The following is a 22248-nucleotide window of genomic DNA, read 5'->3' as shown; positions in this document are numbered from 1 at the left end:
TGTATAGACCGGACACATAGCTGACAGGTGTGCGGGGACATGGTTGACACTTCCGGCGAGCCAACCTTGCCGGGAAACCACTATGCCCTGGAATGCGAGAGACGCTATGAGCCTGAAAGAAGAATTTGTCCTGCTTGCCCGGCAGGAAGGTGCCAACCGCCGCGAATTGTGCCGGCGGTTCGGAATCAGTCCACAAACGGCCTACAAATGGCTGACCCGTTACGCGCAGCAAGGAACATCCGGCTTGGTCGAGCAGTCCAGGCGACCCAAGAACAGCCCTCACTTGACCGATGCACAGATCGAGCGAACGGTGATCGAGCTGCGCAAGCAGCACCCGGCGTGGGGCGGTCGTAAATTGAGCCGGCGCTTGACGGACCTAGGGCATGCTTCCCTAGCCCCGAGCACTATCACCAATATCCTGCACAGGTATGACCTTATTGATCCGCGAGCCTCGGAAGCGGCTGCGCCCTGGCAACGTTTCGAGCATGACCATCCCAACGATCTTTGGCAGATGGATTTCAAGGGCCACTTTCATACATCCCAAGGCCCCTGCCATCCCCTGACGGTGCTGGACGACCACTCACGCTTTAACCTAGGGCTGCGAGCCTGCTCAGAACAACGCTACCGCACGGTGCAAGAGCAACTGACAGGCATTTTTCAGCGCTACGGCCTGCCAGTGCGGATGAATACGGACAACGGTGCCCCTTGGGGGTGCGCACGCCAGCCTGGACAGGTGACGGAGCTGGCCATTTGGCTAATTCGACTGGGCATTCGCTTGAGCTTCAGTCGCCCGTACCACCCACAGACCAATGGCAAAGAGGAGCGCTTCCACCGCTCTCTCAAGGCCGAGGTCCTCAACGGACGTAGTTTCGAAACGCTGGATCATGCCCAGCAGGCCTTCGATAAGTGGCGGCAAATTTACAACCACCAGCGCCCTCATGAGGCTCTGCATATGGCTACACCAGTGACACGCTACCTCGTCAGCCCGCGCTCCTATGACGAGCGCCTGCCTGAAATCGAATACGGCCCCGATGACACCGTCGTGACCGTGAAGTGGTTCGGAGAACTGAATTTCAGGGGGCGACGCTTCAAGCTCTCCAACCCATTACGCGGTCAGCCGGTAGCCATCCGGCCAACACCTAAAACAGATGGTTTATTCGATGTGTTCTTCGTTCATCACAAGCTGATGCAGATTGATCTACGGGATCAGGAAACCGGTACATAATCCGTCAACTATGTCGGCGCACACGTGTCCACGATGTCTCCGGTCCGAACACACAAGCAAAGAGAAAGTAACTCGCCATCAAGGCGAAAAGCTGTGTTCGTACAGAGAAAAGCGTTGCGGTCGACAGCTGGCCCGCAGGGCGAGCACCGCGAGTCAAGAAAAGCGAGGCGCCCAGGAGGGCGCAACCCACCTGCTCGCCCCGCCGGCTGCCGCGGCACTCAGAGCGCCTTCTGTACCGCCAGCGCCGGGCGCTCGACGCTGCTGCCCAGTTCGCTGTGCAGCTGCTCGCTATCCAGCTGCTTGCACCACTTGGCCACCACCAGGGTCGCCACGCCATTGCCGATCAGGTTGGTCAGCGCCCGCGCCTCGGACATGAAGCGGTCGATGCCGAGGATCAGCGCCAGGCCCGCCACCGGCAGGTGCCCCACCGCGGACAGGGTGGCAGCCAGCACGATAAAGCCCGAGCCGGTGACGCCCGCCGCGCCCTTGGAGGCGATCAGCAGTACCGCCAGCAGGGTCAGCTGGTGGGTGATGTCCATCGGCGTGTCGGTGGCCTGGGCGATGAACACCGCGGCCATGGTCAGGTAGATCGAGGTGCCGTCCAGGTTGAAGGAATAGCCGGTGGGAATCACCAGGCCGACCACCGACTTGTCCGCCCCGAGCTTCTCCAGCTTGCTCAGCATGCGCGGCAGGGCCGACTCCGAGGACGAGGTGCCGAGCACGATCAGCAGTTCCTCGCGGATGTAGCGGACGAAACGAACGATGCTGAAGCCGTGGGCCCGGGCGATGGCACCCAGCACCACGAAGATGAAGAACAGGCAGGTGGCGTAGAAGCACAGCATCAGCTGGCCGAGCTGCACCAGCGAGCCGACGCCGTACTGGCCGATGGTGAAGGCCATCGCACCGAAGGCGCCGATCGGCGCGATCTTCATGATCACGCCAATGATGTTGAACATCACCTGCGCCACCTGCTCGACGAAATGCAGCACCGCACGGCCCGGTTCACCGAGGCGCTGCAGGGCGTAGCCGAACAGCACGGAGAAGAACAGCACCTGCAGGATGTCGCCGCTGGCAAAGGCACCGACGATGGTCGAGGGAATCACGTTGAGCAGGAAGGCCACGGTGCTCTGCTGCGCGCCGGCGGCGGCGTAAGCCTCGATGCCCTTGGTATCCAGACTGGCCGGATCGATGTGCATGCCGGCGCCCGGCTGCACCAGATTGACCACCAGCAGACCGATCAGCAGCGCCAGGGTCGAAACCACCTCGAAATACAGCAGCGCATAACCGCCGGTCTTACCCACCGACTTCATGTTCTGCATGCCGGCGATGCCGCTGACCACGGTGCAGAAGATGATCGGCGCAATGGCCATCTTGATCAGTTTGACGAAGCCGTCGCCGAGCGGCTTCAGCGCCACCCCGGTCTCGGGATAGAAGTGCCCGATCGCCACGCCGATGGCGATGGCCAGCAGGACCTGGGCGTACAGGCTTTGATAGAGCGGCTTGCGGTTCATGGCAGCGTTCCTCTGGTGGAGCGTCGGGAGCCGCGGACGGCACCCACAGCGACATGGGGATCGACTCTCCGGATGCGGAGAGATCTGTGTTTTGCCCATGTCCGACACGGGCTGAGCACCCTATTGCATTCGCCGTACCAGTTCGCGCTGAAAAATTAACTCCTTTGATAACAATCACTTGAGAAATACAACCCGCCGTTTACGGGGGATTTTCGGCGAGATCCCGCCAACCCCGTGGCGACTTTCCGCCAGCGCCCGAGCCCGGGCGCCGGCGGCGCGGCTCAGGGGATCCCGGCGCCGGCTACCGCCACGTCGACCAGGCGCAGGGTGGCGCTGGGCGACTGCATGATCTCCACCGGATTATGCGTGTCCGATGCGCAGATCAGCAGCTGGCGGCGCTGCGGCCCGCCGAGCATCACCGCATAGGCCTCGGTATCCAGCGTGATGGTCTGCGCGACCGTGCCGCCTTCGAGTACCCGCAGCACCGACTGGCCTTCCGGGTTGGCCAGCCAGACGCCGCCCTCGGCATCCAGGGCGATGCCGTCCGGGTGCACGTTCTCGCCCAGCTCGGCATACACGCGGCGGTTGACCAGCGCGCCATCGGCAAGGATGTCGAAAGCCGTCAGGCGATGGCCGGTGGTCTCGGCGACGATCAGGGTCTTGCCGTCGGGGCTGATCACCATGCCGTTGGGGAAGCTCAGGCCTTCGGCCACCACGCGCACGCTGCCATCGGCGTCGATGCAGGTGATCACGCAGGTATCCACCGACGCGTTGGCCGGGTCGAAGAAGTTGTAGCCGATGTCGCCGATGTACAGGCGGTCATGGCTGTCGACGATCCCGTCGCTCAGGCAGAACACCGTCTTGTCGCTGAGGTCGGCGACGTGTTCCAGGGTCTTGCCGTCCCAGCGATGGATCTGCCGGCCGAGGGCGTCGCCGACCATGATGCTGCCGTCGCGGCGGAAGCCGAAGCCGTTGGGCTTGAACGCCAGCTCGAGCACGGTGCGCAGCTGGCCCTGGGCGTCCACGCAGCGGATGGCCTGGCCGTGGATATCGAGGAACCACCACTGGCCGTCATGCCAGCGCGGGCTTTCGGTGAATTTAAGGCCCTGTTGGTTATCGATCAGAATCTGCGTATGGGTAGTCATGGGTATTCCTCTGTTACGGGGTAGTCAGTGCTGTCCGCGAGCCGTTGGCTCAGGGTCAGGTGCGGTTGGTAAAGGCGAGCCGGCGGCGAGAGTTACTTGCTGAGGATATGCACGGCCACGGCGCCTTCCTCGACGCCGACCATGCCGCCGCCGTTTTCCTGAATGGCATGCCGCGCACCCTGCACCTGACGGTCGCCGGCTTCGCCGCGCAACTGGGTGACCAGCTCGTACAGCTGGCCGATGCCGGTGGCGCCGATGGGGTGACCCTTGGATTCCAGGCCGCCGGAAACGTTGATCGGGATACGCCCGCCGAGGGTGAAGTCACCGCGCTCGGCCGCAGGGCCGCCTTCGCCGAGCGGCACGAAGCCGAGGTTTTCGGCCTGGATGATCTCGCCCATGGCCGCGGCATCGTGCACCTCGGCCACCTGCATGTCCTGCGGCCCGAGGCCGGCAATTTCGTAAGCCTGGTTGGCGGCCAGACGGGACAGGTGCAGTTCCGGCTGGTCGTAGCGGCGGTGGCTGAAGCTGCGGATCACGCTGGCGGCGACCTTGATGCAGCGCGACTTGTCCGCACCGATACGCTTGAGGCCCTCTTCGGTGCACAGAATCACCGCGGCCGCGCCATCGGTAATGGGGGCACACATGGGCAGGGTCAGCGGGTAGGTGATCGGCGGCGCGGCGAGGATTTCCTCGATGCTGAACGACTTGCGGAACTGCGAGTAGGGATTGCGCGTCGAGTGCTCGTGGTTCTTCGCCGACACCGCAGCGATCTGCCGCTGCGTGGTGCCGAAGGTTTTCATGTGGAAGCGGCACATGGCGGCATAGATCGACATGAACTTGCTGAAGGGCCGCTCGGACTCGGAGCCCGGCGGCACTTCGACGCCTTCGCCCATCTTCATCAGCATCTGGTAATTTTCTTCGGCGCGCGCGACGTCCCAGCCGCCTTCCATGATGGCGATGCCCTTGCTGCGGTCAGCCACGTTCATCTTTTCGCAACCCAGCGCCAGCGACACGTCGGTGCTGCCGGCCTTGAGTGACTGGATCGCCAGATGCACCGCCGAACTGCCGGCGGCACAGCCATTGTCGATATTGAAAATCGGGATTTGCTCGATGCCGATCTTGCTCATCACCACCTGGCCGGGAATCGCCAGCTGACCCTGCAGCGGGCCGTTGGTGATGCCGGCGTAGTAGGCGGTGCCAATGTCGGCAATCCGGCAACCGGCATCCTTGAGGGCGCCTTGCAGCGCTTCCCCGGCCATGTCCTCCAGGCTGCGTTCGAGGTGGCGACCGAAAACGGTCATGGCGATGCCGGCGATATAAATGTTGCTCATGGTTTTTACCTGCGAATAATTGGTATCAGTGGCCTGTGTGGCCGGTTCAGCCCCGGACGACGTTCGCCGCGCCGGGGCGGTCGCTTCAGATCTTGCGTTGCGCGGCATCCCAGTAGGGCTGGCGCAGGTCCTTCTTCAGCACCTTGCCGACCGGGCTGCGCGGCAGCTGGGCGACGAAGTCGACGCTCTTGGGCGCCATCACGCTGCCGAGCTTGTCCTTGCACAGGGCGATCAGCTCTGCGGCGCTGACGCTCTGTCCCGGGTTCAGTTCGACCACGGCCTTGACCGCCTCGCCCCAGTCCGGGTCCGGCACGCCGATTACCGCGCAGTCCTGCACCGCCGGGTGGCCCCAGATCACCTGCTCGACTTCGCTGGGATACACGTTGAAGCCACCGGAAATGATCATGTCCTTCTTGCGGTCGGTGATGTGCAGATAGCCTTCGGCGTCGAGGTGGCCGATGTCGCCGGTATGCAGCCAGCCATCAATGATGGCTTCGGCGGTCTTCTCCGGGTTCTTGTAGTAGCCCTTCATCACCAGGTCGCCGCGCACGCAGATCTCGCCGGTTGCCCCGCGCGGCAAAATTTGGTTGCTGTCGTCCATGATCTCCACGCAGACCAGCGGGTTGGGCCGGCCGACCGAGGACAGGCGGTTGTCGTCGGCGATCCGGCCGTTCTTCATGTGCTCGTCCGGGCGCAGGTTGCTGATGCCGGTCATGGCTTCGCTCTGGCCGTAGCCGCCGGTCATGATCGGCCCCCACAGCTCGATGGCCCTCTTGAGTTTTTCCACCGACATCGGCGCGGCACCGTAGAGCAGGTACTGCACGGAAGAGAAATCGACACTTTCGATGCCCGGCGCATCCAGCAGGCGGTAGATCACCGTCGGCGGCAGGAAGAATTCCGTGACCCGGTGCCTGACGATGGACTGCAGCAGCACCACCGGATCGGGCCTGGTGATCACCACCACGGTGCCACCCTGGGCCGTGCACGGCACCGAGAGCACGCCGGCAGTATGGGTGATCGGCGCCGCCGCCAGGTTCACCGGCACCACGCCGTCGCGGTAGGTGCAGGTCAGCATGAAGTGAGCGAAGAAGGTCTGGGTGGTGCGGTGGGTGTTCATCACGCCCTTGGGCTTGCCGGTGGTGCCGCCGGTGCCGGAGACAATCACCACATCGTCCATGTCGACCCTGACGTTGGGCTTGCTCGACGGCTGGCTGGCGCACCAGCTGTCCAGCATGGGATCGGCGGTTGCAGCGGAGTCGATGCAGATCCAGTGTCTGACCTTGGGCAGGCGCGGCCGCAGCTCGGCGATTACATCGGCAAAGGCGGCCTGGTAGAACAGCACTTCGCAATCGAAGGAATCCAGCAGGTAATGGTTTTCTTCCAGCGAGTTGCGCTCATTCACCGGAATCCACGCCATGTTGGCGCGCCACAGGCCGAGCACGCAGGTCCAGCCGGTCACGTCATTGTGCGACCACACGGCACCCTTGGTTTCCCTGGGAAAATTCAGGCTCAGCAACTGGTGGGCAATGCGGCAGGAGCGCTCGCCCACTTCGGTGAAGGTGAAGCTGCGCTCGTCCTGGATATAGGCGATGCCGTCGGGGTTGATCCCCCAGCCGCGGTCGTAGAAATCGATGATAGCCATGTGCTGCTCCTCTGCCGTTGATGCAGAGGATGTTCGACGCAATCGGACAGGGCATCTATCGGATTCCCGCAACCCGCAAAGATTGCGCATTGCACTGGGCGACGCGTGCCAGGCTGGCCGTTGCCCGGCCTGCTGCAGCAGGTGCGGAGCAATCCAGCCGCACCGATTGGCCGCGACTGCCGGCTAAGGCTTGGCGGCAACCCAGGGCTTGTGTCGCAGGGTCTGCGACGGCAACTCGCCAAAGCAGTTCTTGTAGGCACGGGAAAATTCCCCGAAATGCCAGAAGCCCCAGTTCAGCGCCTCGATCGCCACCGTGGTCGAACCGGGCTGCGCCTGCAGCAGCGCCGTGCGCACCCGGTGCAGGCGCAGGCGGGCCAGGTAGGCCTTGGGGGTCAGGTTCATCACCGCCTTGAAGGCATATTCCAGGCTGCGTTCGCTGGTGCCAATCATCTTGCACAGGTCAGTGACATACAGCGGCTCGTCGACATGCGCCAGGGCATACTGCTCGACACTGCGGACCATTTCGCTCTGCGTCTGGCGCAGGCGCTCGCCGCGTTCCGGCTCGACCTCGGCGCAGCTGTCGAGGGTTTCCAGCAAGGTTTCCAGCAGCTCGCGCTGCGCCGCCGCGCGCGTCTCGGCGCACTCGTTGAACAGCTCGGGCTGCTGGCTGGCCAGTTCCACCAGGCGCTTGCCGAAGGCGAACAACTGGCCGGCCATGGCCGCGCCGACATGCCGCGCCTCCAGGCCCTGCGGCACGGCGAAATCATCCTGCCGATGACGGATCTGCAGGTGCCGCTGCAGTTCCTGTGGAGACACCAGGAAGGTGATGCTCTGGTAGCCCGGATCGGCGACGAAGCCCACGCTGGTCTCCGGAGCCACCACCAGCAGGCGGTCCGGGCGAATACTCAGGCCGTCCACCGAGCCGCTGGTCTGCGGCCCGAACGTGACAACGCTGAGCAGGCTCTGTTGCAGGCTCGGTCGCGTGCGGGTGCGCATGCGCAGGTTGGTGGCATAGAACACCACCACACAGCCATCCAGGCGCACCACCACCCGCCGCGCCTGCAACGGTGTGGATTGCAGCTGGGCCAGGTCCATGTCGATGACTTCGATACCAGCCTGGGCCAGGTTGGTGTCATCGATGTCGAGGATCTCGACGGCCGGAGGAAGACGGGAATCTGCGGATTGGCTCATGCCCGAACTCTGGGCAGTTTCGCCGCCCGCGTCCAGCCCCCCGCGCGGTAAAAGTTGCGGCATGCTAGCCTCGGCCAATCACCCGCAGAGCAACGCCTGCAGCCCAGCACAGGATCCCCGGATGCCTCCAGCCGCCACCGCCGCCCACCCCGCCAGCCTGCCGCGCCGCCCGCGCTGGGCCAGCCTGGTGCTGCTCGCGCTGCTCCTGCTGCCATTGCTGTGGCCGCTGCAGCAGCTGGCGGAAAACTACTTCCGAGCGCGCCTCGGCGAGCGCAACCAGCAGACCCTCGACCTCTACGTCGCCACCCTCAACGGCACCCTGCAGCGCTACGAAAGCCTGCCCGGCCTGCTCGGCGGCCTGCCGGCGCTGCGCCTGGCGCTGGCCGAGCCGGGCAATCCACAGCTGCGCGAACGGGCCAACCAGCTGCTGGCGCAGGTTCGCGCGCAGACCGGGGCGGAAGTGATCTACCTGATGGACGCCGACGGCCTTACCCTGGCCAGCTCGAATGCCGGCCAGGCGGACGACTTCAGCGGCCGCAACTTCGCCTTCCGCCCGTATTTCCGCGATGCCATGGCCGGCCAGCGCGGGCGCTTCTTCGGCCTCGGCACCACCTCGCAGCAGCGCGGCTACTACTTCGCCGACGCCATCCGCGAAGCCGGCCGGGCGCGCGGCGTGCTGGTGGTGAAGATCGACCTGGACGACAGCGAAACGCTCTGGGGCCACAGCGCCGAACAGTTCCTGGTCAGCGATGCGCGCGGGGTGGTGATCCTCACCTCGGAGCCGGCCTGGCGCTTCCGCGCCCTGCGCCCGCTGAGCCAGGCCGACCGCCGCGAGATCGCCCGCGACCGCCCCTACCCCAGCCTCGATCCGCAACCCCTGCGCCTGCCGCCGGAGCAGTGGCTGGAGCACAGCCGGCAGCTGGCCGACAGCGGCTGGACGGTGAGCATCCTCGCCCCGCGCAGCCTGCTTGACCGACCGGTGCAGACCACCCTGTACATCGGCGCCGCCAGCCTGCTGGTACTGCTGCTGCTGCTCGGCCTGCTGCTGCAGCGGCGCCGCCACTACCTCGAGCGCATCGCCGTGGATGCGCGCACCCGCATCGAACTGGAAGCGCGCGTGCAGGAACGTACCCAGGACCTGCAGACGCTCAACGACCGCCTCAAGCAGGAGGTGCTGGAGCGCGAGCAGGCCCAGCAGGAACTGGTGCGCACCCAGGACGACCTGCTGCAGGCCGGCAAGCTGTCGGCGCTGGGGACCATGGCCGCGAGCATCAGCCACGAGCTGAACCAGCCGCTGGGGGCGATCCGCAGCTACGCCGACAACGCCAGTGTGCTGCTCGACCACGGCCGCCTCGACGAGACGCGGGACAACCTGCGCCTGATCGGTGAACTGACCACACGCATGGCCTCGATCATCGCCCACCTGCGCGCCTTCGCCCGGCGCGACCATCACGCCCCGGAAAGCGTGGCCCTGCAACCAGCGCTGGACGATGCCCTGGCGTTGCAGGCCAAGCGCCGCCGCGCACTGGAGGTGGAACTGCTGATCGACCTGCCGGAGGCGCCGCTGTGGGTGCAGGCCGGCGAGACGCGCCTGCGCCAGGTACTCGCCAACCTGCTCGGCAACGCCCTCGACGCCCTCGCCGGACGCGCACCGCCACGCCGCCTGTGGCTGACCAGCACGGTCGATGCCGAGGGTGTCAACCTCAGCCTGCGCGACAACGGCCCGGGCTTCAGCGCCGAGGCGCTGCACCGCGCCCGCGAACCCTTCTTCACCAGCAAGACCAACGCCGAAGGCCTCGGCCTCGGCTTGGCCATCTGCGACAGCCTGGTGGATGCGTTTGGCGGTAGCCTGACGCTGGCCAACCATCCCCAGGGCGGCGCCCTGATCACCCTGCACCTGCGCCACGCCCCCGGGGCCACCCGGGCGCCCAGCGCCGAGGACCTGCCGACATGACCGCCCCCCTCATCGACGCCCAGTGCCAGGTGCTGCTGATCGACGACGACGCCCACCTGCGCCAGGCCCTGGGCCAGACCCTCGACCTCGCCGGCCTGCGCGTCAGCAGCCTGGCGGATGCCCGCGGGGTGGCCGCCCGCCTGCCCGCCGACTGGCCCGGGGTGGTGGTCAGCGACATCCGCATGCCCGGCGTCGACGGCCTCGAACTGCTCGCCCAGCTGCAGGCGCGCGACGCCCAGCTGCCGGTGCTGCTGATCACCGGCCACGGCGACGTGCCGATGGCGGTGCAGGCGATGCGCAGCGGCGCCTTCGACTTCCTCGAAAAACCCTTCGCCAGCGAGGACCTGCTCGGCAGCGTGCAGCGCGCCCTCGAGCTGCGCCGCCTGGTGCTGGACAACCGCAACCTGCGCCTGGCCCTGGCCGACCAGCGCGCCGTGCAGGGCCGCCTGCTCGGCCAGTCGCCGGCGCTCTGCCGCCTGCGCGAGCAGGTCGCGGCGCTGGCGGCGATCGACACCGACGTGCTGTTGCTCGGCGAAACCGGCAGCGGCAAGGAAGTGGTGGCGCGCACCCTGCACGAACTGTCGGCGCGGGCCAAGGGGCCGTTCGTCGCGATCAACGCCGGCGCCCTCGCCGAGTCGGTGGTCGAGAGCGAGCTGTTCGGCCACGAGGCCGGGGCCTTCACCGGCGCCAGCAAGCGGCGCATCGGCAAGTTCGAATTCGCCAATGGCGGCACCCTGTTCCTCGACGAGATCGAGAGCATGAGCCTCGACGTGCAGGTCAAGCTGCTGCGCCTGCTGCAGGAACGGCTGGTCGAGCGCCTCGGCGGCAACCAGCTGATCCCGCTGGACATCCGGGTGATCGCGGCGAGCAAGGAAGACCTGCGCCAGGCCGCCGACCAAGGCCGCTTCCGCGCCGACCTCTACTACCGGCTGAACGTCGCGCCGCTGCGCATTCCGCCACTGCGCGAGCGCGGCGAGGACATCCTCCTGCTGTTCCACCAGTTCGCCGAACAGGCTCGCGAACGGCATGGCCTGCCAGCCCGCGAGCCGAGCGCGGAGCAGCGCGCCGAGCTGCTGCGGCATGCCTGGCCGGGCAACGTGCGCGAACTGCAGAACGTCGCCCAGCGCTTTGCCCTGGGCATGCCGCTGGACCTGGATGGCAGCCGCGCGCCCCTGCCAGCGCCCGCCGCCGGCGGCCTGGGTGAACAGGTCGATGCCTACGAGAAGGCGCTGATCAGCGCCGAACTGGCGCGCCCGCACTCCTCGCTGCGCAGCGTCGCCGAGGCCCTTGGCCTGCCGCGCAAGACCCTGCACGACAAGCTGCGCAAGCATGGCCTGAGCCTCGGCGAGGACGACGAGCCCGGCTGAGCGGCGGCCACGGCTTGTCCGCCCGGACGCCGCGCCCTACCATCGGCGCACCCGTTCCTGGAAAGCCCGCATGCACGAGCGCACCGTCCCCAGCCATTTCGTCCGCTCCGCCCTGCGCGGCGCCCAGCGCCAGGGCCACGACTGCACGGAGATCCTGCGCCAGGCGGCGATCCACCCGGCGCTGCTCGACGAGCCGCGCGCGCGCATCGACCCGGAGCAGTTCGCCCAGCTGATCAAGCTGGTCTGGGAACTGCTCGACGACGAATACATGGGTTTCGGCCCGGTGCAGAGCAAGCGCGGCACCTTCGCCATGATGTGCCATGCCTCGATCCATTGCCGCACCCTGGACAAGGCCCTGCGCCGCGGCATCCTGTTCTACGGGCTGTTCCCCCGGGCCCCCGGCCTGCAGCTGCAGCGCGAGGGCGACTGGGCGCGCCTGAGCGTGGACATCACCGAGCTGTGGGACCCGGAGCACTTCCTCGCCGAAAGCCTGCTGCTGATCTGGCACCGCCTGGCCAGCTGGCTGATCGGCCAGCGCATCCGCCTGGAAGAAAGCACCTTCAGCTATGCCGCGCCGGAGCACGCCAACGAATACGGGCTGATGTTTCAATGCCCGCACCGCTTTGCCGCCGGCACGACCAGCCTGCTGTTCCATGCGCGCTACCTGGACCTGCCGCTGCTGCAGGACGAGCGCACGCTCAAGCAGTTCCTCCTGCATTCCCCCGCCGACCTGCTGGCGCGGCCGGACGGCGGCGACAACCTGCCGAGCCAGATTCGCCGCCTGCTCGGCCGCGACTGCAGCAACTGGCCGGATCTCGAGGGCGTGGCGCGCCAGCTCAACACCAGCCCGCAGACCCTGCGCCGCCATTTGCGCGAACAGGGCTCGAGCTTTCAGGAACTCAAGGACCAGCTGCGCCGCGACCTGGCCATCTACCACCTGGGCCGGCATGAGCTGCCGATCCAGGACATCGCCGAGCAGCTGGGCTTTTCCGAACCCTCGGCCTTCCACCGCGCGTTCAAGAAGTGGACCGGCCTGACCCCCGGCGCCTACCGCGCCCAGGAGAACTGATGCCTGCCGCAAGCCACCTGCCCGCCTGCTGCAGCGCACCCCGCGCGCTGTGGCCGTTCGCCCGCCACCTGCCCGGCGTGCAGCTGCACAGCTGCCACTTCGATCCGGCCGCGCTGAGCGCCGAGGCCTACCAGCAGGCCGCCATCGCCGCCCCCGCCAGCGTGCTGCGCGCCGCCGCCAAGCGCCAGACCGAGTTCCTCGCCGGCCGCCTGTGCGCCCGCGCCGCACTGGCCGGCCACGGCCGGCAGGCGCTGGCCGAGGACCGCGAGGAAGACGGCGCGCCCCGCTGGCCGACCGGCCTGTGCGGCTCGATCACCCACAGCAAGGGCCTGGCCGCCGCGGTGGTCGGCACCCGGCAGGACTGGCAGGGCCTGGGCCTGGATGCCGAAGCCGTGCTGGATCCGGCGCGCGCGCAACACCTGGTCGGGCAGATCCTCACTGCCGACGAGCAGCAACGGCTGGCCGGCCTCGACGACAGCGAGCAGGCCTGGCTGATCAGCCTGACCTTCTGCAGCAAGGAAAGCCTGTTCAAGGCGCTCTACCCGCTGGTGCGCCAGCGCTTCTACTTCCAGGACGCCGAGCTGCTCGACTGCCAGCCCGATGGCGACCTGCAACTGCGCCTGCTGCGCGACCTCGGCCCGCAGTGGCCGGCCGGCAGCCTGCTGCACGGCCAGCACGCCGCCCTGGGCAGCCACCTGCTCAGCCTGGTGAGCATCGCCAACCCCGGGTAAACCGGCGCGCAGCTGCAAGGCAAACTCCACCAGCCCTGTAGGAGCGACGCCCTCGCCGCGAAAGGGCCAACACCAGGCGGCCAGGCAAAAGCCAAAGCTCGCGCCGGGGGCGACGCTCCTACAGCAGGGCCAAGCCAGCAACACCCGCGACGGCAAGACTCTCGATGCTTTTGCAGGAGCGGCGCCCCCGCCGCGAAAGGGCCGACACCAAGCGGCCAAGCAAAAGCCAAAGCTCGCGCCGAGGGCGACGCTCCTACAGCAGGGCCAAGCCAGCAACACCCGCGCCGGCAAGGTCCTCGATGCTTTTGTAGGAGCGGCGCCCCCGCCGCGATGGGGCCGGCTCCGGGCGGCCAGACCACCAGCAAATCTCGCTCCGGGGGTGACGCGCCGGCAACCAGGGCCAAGCCAGCCGCACCGCCCAAACCCTCCTGCCGGGCCGTGCGGCTGGCGGGCCGGTCCGGGGCAAACCGCCTTTGCATAGCCCATGCCAAAAAAACCATCAACCACTATATATAGTGTTGCACTGCGACCTGCCCGGCATCTGCAACAACCCGTGGAAATCGCCACGCGGCATTCGACGAACGGCAAACCCCTGCAACCACGCGGTCTGCCTGCGCTTGCGCAAAGCCATGCACAATCCACCCACACTTTATCCACAGGTTGTTAGCAAAATCTCGGCTTGCCTCGCCAGCAATAGCGCACTATCTTGTATCCAGACCGGGAAATGACCCTACATCTTGGGTTTTGACCTAAATGCAGACACAAGTGAAAATGGCCGCCAGGCTGGCTTGCCGACCACCCGCGAGGATGCCGCAGGACCCTCGCCCGGCCTGGTCCGGCGTTGCCGGATGGTCCGCCGAACAGGGCTGGCAAGCCCCGGCGGGCAGCAGTATTGCCGGCCATCCCCGACCACAAGCTGTAGTGGTCCGGGCAAAGTGCCGGAAAACCCGTTTCAGGGTCGCGCAGACGTCCACCGACGCGCTCGCGACCCGCTGCAACACCGCCGCGCACGCCGTACCGCGCAGCCCAAAGCAACGAATAGAACCCATAACTAGACCAATAACTAGAAAGCACGCGGAGACCTTCCATGCAGACTGACACCACTCGCGAGAACCCACCGGCAGCCATGCCGCCTGCCACCGAAGCAGCCCAGGACCTGGCGGCCACCGCCCCCGGCCAGCTGCGCGTGATCAAGCGCAACGGCACCGTGGTGGCCTACACCGATGACAAGATCAAGGTAGCCATCACCAAGGCGTTCCTCGCCGTGGAAGGCGGCACTGCCGCTGCCTCGTCGCGTATCCATGAGACCGTCGCGCGCCTGACCGAGCAGGTCAGCGCCACCTTCAAGCGGCGCATGCCGTCCGGCGGCACCATCCACATCGAGGAAATCCAGGACCAGGTCGAACTGGCCCTGATGCGTTCCGGCGAGCAGAAAGTCGCCCGTGACTACGTGATCTACCGCGAGTCGCGCGCCCAGGCCCGCGCCCAGAAAAGCGGCAGCCCGAGCCAGCCGCACCCGAGCATCCGCGTCAAGCTCGCCGACGGCAGCCTGGCGCCGCTGGACATGGGCCGCCTGGACACCATCATCACCGAAGCCTGTGCCGACCTGGCCGAAGTCGACGGCGCGCTGATCCAGAGCGAAACCCTGAAGAACCTCTACGACGGCGTGGCCCTCAGCGACGTCAACACCGCCCTGGTGATGACCGCGCGGACCCTGGTCGAGCGCGAGCCGAACTACTCCTACGTCACCGCCCGCCTGCTGATGGACACCATCCGCGCCGAAGGCCTGGGCTTCCTCGGCGTGGCCGAGAGCGCCACCCACCACGAGATGGCCGACCTCTACGCCAAGGCCCTGCCGGCCTATATCGCCAAGGGTGTCGAGTTTGAGCTGCTGGACCCGAAACTGAAGTTGTTCGACCTGGAAAAACTGGGCAAGGCGATCAACCACGAGCGCGACCAGCAGTTCACCTACCTCGGCCTGCAGACCCTCTACGACCGCTACTTCATCCACAAGGACGGCATCCGCTTCGAACTGCCGCAGGTGTTCTTCATGCGCGTGGCCATGGGCCTGGCGATCGAGGAGCAGCAGAAGGAAGACCGCGCCATCGAGTTCTACAACCTGCTGTCGTCGTTCGACTACATGTCCTCGACGCCGACCCTGTTCAACGCCGGCACCCTGCGCCCGCAGCTGTCCAGCTGCTACCTGACCACCGTGCCGGATGACCTGTCGGGCATCTACAGCGCCATCCACGACAACGCCATGCTCTCCAAGTTCGCCGGCGGCCTGGGCAACGACTGGACCCCGGTGCGCGCCCTGGGTGCCTACATCAAGGGCACCAACGGCAAGTCGCAGGGCGTGGTGCCGTTCCTCAAGGTGGTCAACGACACCGCCGTCGCCGTCAACCAGGGTGGCAAGCGCAAGGGCGCCGTGTGTGCCTACCTGGAAACCTGGCACATGGACATCGAGGAATTCATCGAGCTGCGCAAGAACACCGGTGACGACCGCCGCCGCACCCACGACATGAACACCGCCAACTGGATCCCTGACCTGTTCATGAAGCGCGTGTTCGACGACGGGCAGTGGACCCTGTTCAGCCCGAGCGAAGTACCCGACCTGCACGACCTCACCGGCAAGGCCTTCGAGGAGCGCTACGAGTACTACGAGGCCATGGCCGGCTACGGCAAGATCAAGCTGCACAAGACCATCGCCGCCAAGGACCTGTGGCGCAAGATGCTCTCCATGCTGTTCGAGACCGGCCACCCGTGGCTGACCTTCAAGGACCCGTGCAACCTGCGCAGCCCGCAGCAGCACGTGGGCGTGGTACACAGCTCGAACCTGTGCACCGAGATCACCCTGAACACCTGCAAGGACGAGATCGCCGTGTGCAACCTGGGTTCGGTGAACCTGGTCAACCACATCGTCGACGGCAAGCTGGACACCGCCAAGCTGGCGAAGACCGTCAAGGTCGCCGTGCGCATGCTCGACAACGTCATCGACATCAACTACTACAGCGTGCCGCAGGCGAAGAACTCCAACTTCAAGCACCGTCCGGTCGGCCTCGGCATCATGGGCTTCCAGGACGCGCTGTACCTGCAGCACATCGCCTACGGCTCGGACGCGGCCATCGAGTTCGCCGACAAGTCCATGGAAGCGGTCAGCTACTACGCCATCCAGGCCTCCTGTGACCTGGCCGACGAGCGCGGCAGCTACTCCACCTTCGCCGGCTCGCTGTGGTCCAAGGGCATCCTGCCGCTGGACTCGCAGCAGATCCTCATCGAGCAGCGCGGGCAGAAGTACATCGACGTCGACCTGAGCGAGTCGCTGGACTGGGCGCCGGTGCGCGAGCGTGTGCAGAAAGGCATCCGCAACTCGAACATCATGGCCATCGCGCCGACCGCGACCATCGCCAACATCACCGGCGTGTCGCAGTCGATCGAGCCGACCTACCAGAACCTCTACGTGAAATCCAACCTGTCCGGCGAATTCACCGTGATCAACCCCTACCTCGTCCACGACCTCAAGGCCCGTGGCCTGTGGGACTCGGTGATGATCAACGACCTGAAGTACTACGACGGTTCGGTGCAGCAGATCGAGCGCATCCCGCAGGAGTTGAAGGACCTGTACGCCACCGCCTTCGAAGTCGAGACCAAGTGGATCGTCGACGCCGCCAGCCGCCGCCAGAAGTGGATCGACCAGGCGCAATCGCTGAACCTGTACATCGCCGGCGCCTCGGGCAAGAAGCTCGACGTGACCTACCGCATGGCCTGGTACCGTGGCCTGAAAACCACCTACTACCTCCGTGCCCTGGCCGCGACCAGCACCGAGAAGTCGACCATCAACACCGGCAAGCTGAATGCGGTGTCCAGTGGCGCGATCGACGAGGGCCTGATGGCTGCCGGCCCGGCGCCTGTGCCGAAAGCCTGCTCGATCGACAACCCCGACTGCGAGGCCTGTCAGTAAGGGACTGCGCACGCATCTGAGCGGCGCGCGCGTTGTTGCCTGCCAGCCCCGTCCCCATCACGTACCTCGGTACGCTCAGGGGCCCGGGTCAGTCAGGCGCCTAGCGCTCACTCGCTCAGCTGCGCGCTCACACCGCAGGTAAAGCACAGCACGACTCATCCCCTCTCCCCTTGCGGGAGAGGGTTAGGGAGAGGGGTAAAGCCCCCCAGACCAACGGTCACGCTGCACCCTTGCGCCTCACCGCCATGGGCACATAATCAGAATAACTGTATATAAACACAGGTCGGAACATGCCGGCCCGCTCGAACGAGCAGGAGAACAGAGATGCTTAGCTGGGAAGAATTCGACAAAGAAGACGGCAGCGATGCCTTCGCCGCCACCGCCAAGGTGGCTGCCCCCGTGGTAGACGCCAGCCTGGAAAAACTCGACAGCGACGCCGCCGGCTCCGTCGAGGAAGCCCGTGCCGTATCCGCCGATGACTCCGACGCCATCGTCCGCGCCAAGAACGCGCTGAACCAGCTGGACATCCAGGAAGGCCTCGACGAACTGGAAGGCACCAGCGCCCGCGTGCACGTCGGCGACAAGCAGATGATCAACGCCCGCGCCGACCTCAACCAGCTCGTCCCCTTCAAGTACGACTGGGCCTGGCAGAAGTACCTGGATGGCTGCGCCAACCACTGGATGCCGCAGGAAGTGAACATGAACGCCGACATTGCCCTGTGGAAGAGCAAGGACGGCCTCAGCGAAGACGAGCGGCGCATCGTCATGCGCAACCTCGGCTTCTTCTCCACTGCCGACAGCCTGGTCGCCAACAACCTGGTGCTGGCCGTGTACCGCCTGATCACCAACCCCGAGTGCCGCCAGTACATCCTCCGCCAGGCCTTCGAGGAAGCCATCCACACCCACGCCTACCAGTACTGCATCGAGTCGCTGGGCATGGATGAAGGCGAGATCTTCAACATGTACCACGAGATCCCCAGCGTGGCGAAGAAGGCCTCCTGGGGCCTGAAGTACACCCGCTCGATCTCCGACCCGACCTTCACCACCGGCACCCCGGACACCGACCGCCAGTTCCTGCGCAACCTGATCGCTTACTACTGCGTGCTGGAAGGCATCTTCTTCTACTGCGGCTTCACCCAGATCCTCTCCATGGGCCGCCGCAACAAGATGACCGGCACCGCCGAGCAGTTCCAGTACATCCTGCGCGACGAATCCATGCACCTGAACTTCGGCATCGACGTGATCAACCAGATCAAGATCGAAAACCCGCACCTGTGGGATGCCGCGATGAAGGACGAAGCAACCCAGATGATCCTGCAGGGCACCCAGCTGGAGATCGAATACGCCCGCGACACCATGCCCCGCGGCGTGCTCGGCATGAACGCGGCGATGATGGAAGACTACCTCAAGTTCATCGCCAACCGCCGCCTGTCGCAGATCGGCCTGAAGGAAGAGTACCCGGGTACTACCAACCCGTTCCCGTGGATGAGCGAGATCATGGACTTGAAGAAGGAAAAGAACTTCTTCGAGACGCGAGTGATTGAATATCAGACCGGCGGGGCGTTGAGCTGGGATTGATGGAGCGAAGGGGCCGAACGGCCCCTTTGTTATTTTTGATGATTACTGGCAAGCGAGTTAATGACGAATGAAGCCATGCAAGGAACTTCTGGAAATCATTCAACCTGCGTATGCGCCTTGCTCAAACTTCACTAGCGCATGTAGCTCACTTAAGTGGGCACCTGAAAGTGGTTATGTCCCCCGTGGCTTTCTGGGAGCAACAGGCAGCCTTGATGAGATAGAGCTTGTTCTGGTTTTCGCAGAACCGGGCGATCCTCACATGACAGAAAAGCATGAAACTATGCAGTCCTCTTTGGATTACACCTATCAGTGTATGAAGAATGGAGCAGATCTCTTTCATCGCAATGTCCGAAAAATACTCGACATGTGTTTTCCCGGCGAATCTTTCGATATGCAAATGCGAAAAACCTGGATGACTGAGTCTCTTTTGTGCTCCGCACCAAAAGAAAGTGGAGCAGTTGCAAGCAGTGCATGGCGAGCATGTTCCACTTGCTACTTGAAACCGCAAATTAACTTACTGCCAAAAGCAGTTGTCGTGGCACTTGGAAGCAAAGCACAGACGCGATTGAGCTCCGTGGGTATTCCTTTCCTGAAAGCGGGCGCCGCAGCACCACCCGGCTGCAATTTCAAAGGTGCCAAAGAATCGTGGCAAGCAGCAGCAAACGAGCTGAAAGCCCGAAGGGTTATAAGCAAGTAGCCCGGGCCTCCATGGTGATAAACCAAAGCGGTCGGAGTGATTTATTTTTGACCACACAGGCCATATTTCGACCCCTTAGCCGTTATTTACTTGTTCAAATGTGGAGAATGCAAAATGTCCATGACGCATTACATGGAGTTGCTGGCGAATAACCAGCCATGGAACCTGATCCTGTTTATGGCTATACCGGTGATACTGGCCGAAACAGTGGCCATCACCGAGTTATTCATCCTGTTTTCACGCCAGTTTGATGGCACCCTGCGAAGGATCAACCGAAGCGCCAGTATTGCAGGCGGCCTGTATTTTTGCGGCGTGTTTATCTATCTGATGCTGACTGCCGTGATTCCGCTGACCGCCAGCGGCGGGTGGCGCGGTGCGGCCGATGTCATCGCCGTTGGCTTTTACCTCTCGGGCATCGTCCCGCTACTGGGCATGGCGCTGCTGGACATGGGCCTGATCTGCAAGGAGCGCAACCAGGAGGGCAAGCTCAAGTTGCACGCCACCTTTGTGGCCCTGTTTCTGGTAGTGGCTCACATCGCCATGATCTTTGGGATGCTTGATCCAACGGTATTGATGAGCGAAGCCCCTGCCGCCATGCCGGGTATGGAAGCGATGCCTGGCATGAAGCACTAAGCGCCCGGGCTGGCAGTACGTAGCTAGTAGCCCGGACATCCTTAGGGTGGTCAACGCCGTAGGCTTGGCCACCAAGGTTCGGGGGATCAACGACGGAGGAAATCGGGGACAGGCCACGATTATTGGTAACCTCAGCGAGTAACCTGGACCTCCACTGTGGAAAAGGCTTCGCCGTTTTCCACCCTAGCAATAAGCAAGTAGCCCGGACCTCCACGGTGGAAAATCTCTTCGCGAGTTTTCCACCCTACGCGGGGTATGGGTTTTGTAGGGTGGACAACGCGGAGCTTGTCCACCATCGTTGCGCAGGTCACACACCGCTCAAGGATGAGCTGCCATGTCGAACTACCGCCGCGCCCGCATTCCGGGGGCCAGCTACTTTTTTACCGTGAACCTGCGCGACCGCTGGAGCGATCTGCTGGTGCGTGAGATCGATCTGCTGCGCGCCACGGTGCGGGCAACCCAACAACGCCACCCCTTCCACATCGATGCCTGGGTGGTGCTGCCCGAGCACATGCATTGCCTGTGGACGCTGCCGCAAGGAGATGCCGACTTCGCGCGGCGCTGGAAGGTGATCAAATTCGCCTTCGCCAGACGCCTGCCTCGCGGGGAATCACTCACCGCTTCACAATCCAAAAGGGGTGAGCGCGGCATCTGGCAACGGCGCTACTGGGAACACCTGATCCGTGACGAGCAGGATTACCAGCGCCACTTCGACTACATCCATTTCAACCCGCTGAAGCACGGGTATGTGCAGCGGCTGGCGGACTGGCCATATTCGAGCTTTCACCGCGCCGTGGCGATGGGGGTGTATCCGCAGGATTGGTGCGGTGCTGCGCTGACGGAGCCTGGGGGGTTCGGAGAGTAAGTGCGTAACCCTGACTTCTGCGGTGGAAAAGGCTGTGCCGTTTTCCACCCTACGTGGGATTCGTGTTTTGTGGGGAGCGAGCAGCTCGGAGGTCCACGGTGGAAAATCGCTTCGCGAGTTTTCCACCCTACGCGAGATACGTATTTGTCGGCGGAAATGGCCTCGCTTGCTCACTGCCCCGCCGACCTTGACCCGGGCGGGGGTGGCGTGGGGATGTCGGGCGGCAGCTGGCTGACGATCGCTTCACTCAATCCGACCTCTTCAACCAGAATGCGGCGGCGCTCGCGGTCGTCAACCGGCCTTTGGCTGACGCTGCCGTCGGCGTGCAGGGTGACCGCCTGGCCAAAGGCCAGACCCACCACCTCGTCGCCGCGGTTGATGCGGGCATTCAGCTCGAAATTGAACGGGCTCCAGCCGCGCGTCTGTTCATGCAGGTCATGGAATTCCTGCGCGCTGGCACCGAAGCGTTCGAAGCGGCAGGCAAAGCCGTCGACCTTGTGCAGCGGCCGCCAGTCGAGGTGAAAGCGCCCGTCACGCCAGTCACCCTGCACGCCCCAGGCGGGATGCGCATGCGCGCTCGCACGTGCGGGTTCGAAGCGGATGGGCTCAGCGTGCAGTATCGAGGTGTCGACGAGGTACTGGCCGTCATCCAGGTTCACGCACACCGTGCCGTGGTTGGGCGGAATATCCGGCGCGGCCAGCATCGTTGCCACGCCGCGCTGCGCGTCGAAACCGAGCCATTGCAGCAGTGCATGGCAGGCACCGGCATTCGACCAGCAGGTGCCGCCGGTGCCGTGCTGCAGCCACGCCCGGAAAAAATCATCCGCCGTGCTGCCGGGAAATGGCCGCGCATCATTGGCCCGTGCGTGAATCAGCTTGCGCACGTTGTCGAACGGAATCTGCCGGCACCACGCCGCATACACGGTGCGCAAGCCCTGCCCTGTCGGCGTGGGGCGATGGCCAATGCCCAGCTTCATCAACACCTGCTCAAACAGCGCATCCTCGGGCTTGTCGGTACTTGTCATCTGGGTTGCTCGCGAAAGAGGCTCAAAGGGGGCGATGAGATTTATTTTTGGCTCTGTCTCAGTTATGTGTTGCTAGCCACTTTTTCGCTTTCTGTAGGAGCCAGCTTGCTGGCGAGAGGCTATGCCAGCGCATCGCGAGCAAGCTCGCTCCTACAAAAAAGCTCAGCAACACGTACCTGGGACATAGCCTCATTTTTGACCAGCCAGGCCATATTTCCAATCAAGCCACTCCGGCCCCGTTGATCGCGCCAACGCCCCGGAGTGACGCTCCATCAACTGGCAAAAAGGCCCCTCTTCGACAGCCTTGCCCCTTTCGAGGTGAA

At 64.6% G+C, this 22248-nt stretch carries 16 protein-coding genes; 10 read left to right on the top strand and 6 right to left on the bottom strand.

All coding sequences use genetic code 11. The features are described from left to right. Positions 1-82: 82 nt before the first annotated feature. Positions 83-1225 carry an IS481 family transposase gene (locus tag ISX93_RS14460; RefSeq protein ID WP_195778316.1) on the top strand — a complete coding sequence of 381 codons (1143 nt, stop codon included), beginning with the start codon at positions 83-85 and terminating at the stop codon, positions 1223-1225. Positions 1226-1443: 218 nt separating this feature from the next. Here the strand turns inward: ISX93_RS14460 and ISX93_RS14455 are convergent, their stop codons facing one another. From ISX93_RS14455 to ISX93_RS14435, 5 genes are all read right to left on the bottom strand, one after another. Further along, complete coding sequence (locus ISX93_RS14455) at positions 1444-2736, bottom strand: dicarboxylate/amino acid:cation symporter (protein WP_195779444.1); 1293 nt, start codon at positions 2734-2736, stop codon at positions 1444-1446. A 281-nt stretch (positions 2737-3017) separates the two neighbouring features. After that, positions 3018-3881, bottom strand: coding sequence for an SMP-30/gluconolactonase/LRE family protein (locus ISX93_RS14450; protein WP_195779443.1), 864 nt, complete (start codon positions 3879-3881; stop codon positions 3018-3020). A gap of 92 nt (positions 3882-3973) precedes the next feature. Then, positions 3974-5212 carry a thiolase family protein gene (locus tag ISX93_RS14445; RefSeq protein WP_195779442.1) on the bottom strand — a complete coding sequence of 413 codons (1239 nt, stop codon included), beginning with the start codon at positions 5210-5212 and terminating at the stop codon, positions 3974-3976. An 85-nt stretch (positions 5213-5297) separates the two neighbouring features. After that, a complete protein-coding gene (locus ISX93_RS14440; RefSeq protein ID WP_195779441.1) occupies positions 5298-6854 on the bottom strand; it encodes an AMP-binding protein in 1557 nt (518 codons plus the stop codon). 183 nt (positions 6855-7037) lie between these two features. Further along, a complete protein-coding gene (locus tag ISX93_RS14435; protein WP_195779440.1) occupies positions 7038-8045 on the bottom strand; it encodes a helix-turn-helix domain-containing protein in 1008 nt (335 codons plus the stop codon). A gap of 121 nt (positions 8046-8166) precedes the next feature. On the opposite strand from ISX93_RS14435, the gene ISX93_RS14430 reads away from it, so the two are divergent. The 9 genes from ISX93_RS14430 (at position 8167) to ISX93_RS14390 (ending at position 20900) form a co-directional block, all read left to right on the top strand. Further along, a complete protein-coding gene (locus ISX93_RS14430; protein ID WP_195779439.1) occupies positions 8167-9999 on the top strand; it encodes a sensor histidine kinase in 1833 nt (610 codons plus the stop codon). Further along, positions 9996-11366, top strand: coding sequence for a sigma-54-dependent transcriptional regulator (locus ISX93_RS14425; RefSeq protein ID WP_195779438.1), 1371 nt, complete (start codon positions 9996-9998; stop codon positions 11364-11366). Before ISX93_RS14430 ends, ISX93_RS14425 begins: the two co-directional genes overlap by 4 nt. Before the next feature lie 70 nt (positions 11367-11436). Continuing rightward, positions 11437-12435 carry an AraC family transcriptional regulator gene (locus ISX93_RS14420; protein WP_195779437.1) on the top strand — a complete coding sequence of 333 codons (999 nt, stop codon included), beginning with the start codon at positions 11437-11439 and terminating at the stop codon, positions 12433-12435. Next, a complete protein-coding gene (locus tag ISX93_RS14415; RefSeq protein ID WP_195779436.1) occupies positions 12435-13166 on the top strand; it encodes a 4'-phosphopantetheinyl transferase family protein in 732 nt (243 codons plus the stop codon). The genes ISX93_RS14420 and ISX93_RS14415 overlap by 1 nt, the downstream gene beginning before the upstream one ends. 1087 nt (positions 13167-14253) lie before the next feature. Further along, the gene (locus tag ISX93_RS14410; protein WP_195779435.1) at positions 14254-17127 is read left to right on the top strand and encodes a ribonucleoside-diphosphate reductase subunit alpha; all 2874 of its coding nucleotides are present in this window, start codon (positions 14254-14256) and stop codon (positions 17125-17127) included. Positions 17128-17451: 324 nt separating this feature from the next. Beyond that, complete coding sequence (locus ISX93_RS14405; RefSeq protein ID WP_195779434.1) at positions 17452-18705, top strand: ribonucleotide-diphosphate reductase subunit beta; 1254 nt, start codon at positions 17452-17454, stop codon at positions 18703-18705. A gap of 67 nt (positions 18706-18772) precedes the next feature. After that, positions 18773-19402, top strand: coding sequence for a hypothetical protein (locus ISX93_RS17170; RefSeq protein ID WP_219841030.1), 630 nt, complete (start codon positions 18773-18775; stop codon positions 19400-19402). Between the two features lie 114 nt (positions 19403-19516). Continuing rightward, entirely contained in the window at positions 19517-20035 is a 519-nt protein-coding gene (locus tag ISX93_RS14395) for a DUF6803 family protein (RefSeq protein ID WP_195779451.1), read from the top strand. Positions 20036-20369: 334 nt separating this feature from the next. After that, a complete protein-coding gene (locus ISX93_RS14390) occupies positions 20370-20900 on the top strand; it encodes an REP-associated tyrosine transposase (RefSeq protein WP_195779433.1) in 531 nt (176 codons plus the stop codon). Between the two features lie 170 nt (positions 20901-21070). On the opposite strand, the gene ISX93_RS14385 is transcribed toward ISX93_RS14390, so the two are convergent. After that, positions 21071-21925: an arylamine N-acetyltransferase gene (locus ISX93_RS14385; protein ID WP_195779432.1), complete on the bottom strand. Its 855-nt coding sequence runs from the start codon at positions 21923-21925 to the stop codon at positions 21071-21073. Positions 21926-22248: the final 323 nt, after the last annotated feature.

This window comes from Pseudomonas sp. N040, from assembly GCF_015637705.1.
GTDB lineage: Bacteria > Pseudomonadota > Gammaproteobacteria > Pseudomonadales > Pseudomonadaceae > Aquipseudomonas.
Note: the sequence above shows the minus strand (reverse complement) of the source record. Positions and strands in the feature narration are given on the sequence as shown.

Coding starts and splice junctions, on each gene's coding strand:
- ISX93_RS14460 (WP_195778316.1), top strand. CDS start 83: ATGCCCTGGAATGCGAGAGACGCTATGAGCCTGAAAGAAGAATTTGTC.
- ISX93_RS14455 (WP_195779444.1), bottom strand. CDS start 2,736: ATGAACCGCAAGCCGCTCTATCAAAGCCTGTACGCCCAGGTCCTGCTG.
- ISX93_RS14450 (WP_195779443.1), bottom strand. CDS start 3,881: ATGACTACCCATACGCAGATTCTGATCGATAACCAACAGGGCCTTAAA.
- ISX93_RS14445 (WP_195779442.1), bottom strand. CDS start 5,212: ATGAGCAACATTTATATCGCCGGCATCGCCATGACCGTTTTCGGTCGC.
- ISX93_RS14440 (WP_195779441.1), bottom strand. CDS start 6,854: ATGGCTATCATCGATTTCTACGACCGCGGCTGGGGGATCAACCCCGAC.
- ISX93_RS14435 (WP_195779440.1), bottom strand. CDS start 8,045: ATGAGCCAATCCGCAGATTCCCGTCTTCCTCCGGCCGTCGAGATCCTC.
- ISX93_RS14430 (WP_195779439.1), top strand. CDS start 8,167: ATGCCTCCAGCCGCCACCGCCGCCCACCCCGCCAGCCTGCCGCGCCGC.
- ISX93_RS14425 (WP_195779438.1), top strand. CDS start 9,996: ATGACCGCCCCCCTCATCGACGCCCAGTGCCAGGTGCTGCTGATCGAC.
- ISX93_RS14420 (WP_195779437.1), top strand. CDS start 11,437: ATGCACGAGCGCACCGTCCCCAGCCATTTCGTCCGCTCCGCCCTGCGC.
- ISX93_RS14415 (WP_195779436.1), top strand. CDS start 12,435: ATGCCTGCCGCAAGCCACCTGCCCGCCTGCTGCAGCGCACCCCGCGCG.
- ISX93_RS14410 (WP_195779435.1), top strand. CDS start 14,254: ATGCAGACTGACACCACTCGCGAGAACCCACCGGCAGCCATGCCGCCT.
- ISX93_RS14405 (WP_195779434.1), top strand. CDS start 17,452: ATGCTTAGCTGGGAAGAATTCGACAAAGAAGACGGCAGCGATGCCTTC.
- ISX93_RS17170 (WP_219841030.1), top strand. CDS start 18,773: ATGAAGCCATGCAAGGAACTTCTGGAAATCATTCAACCTGCGTATGCG.
- ISX93_RS14395 (WP_195779451.1), top strand. CDS start 19,517: ATGTCCATGACGCATTACATGGAGTTGCTGGCGAATAACCAGCCATGG.
- ISX93_RS14390 (WP_195779433.1), top strand. CDS start 20,370: ATGTCGAACTACCGCCGCGCCCGCATTCCGGGGGCCAGCTACTTTTTT.
- ISX93_RS14385 (WP_195779432.1), bottom strand. CDS start 21,925: ATGACAAGTACCGACAAGCCCGAGGATGCGCTGTTTGAGCAGGTGTTG.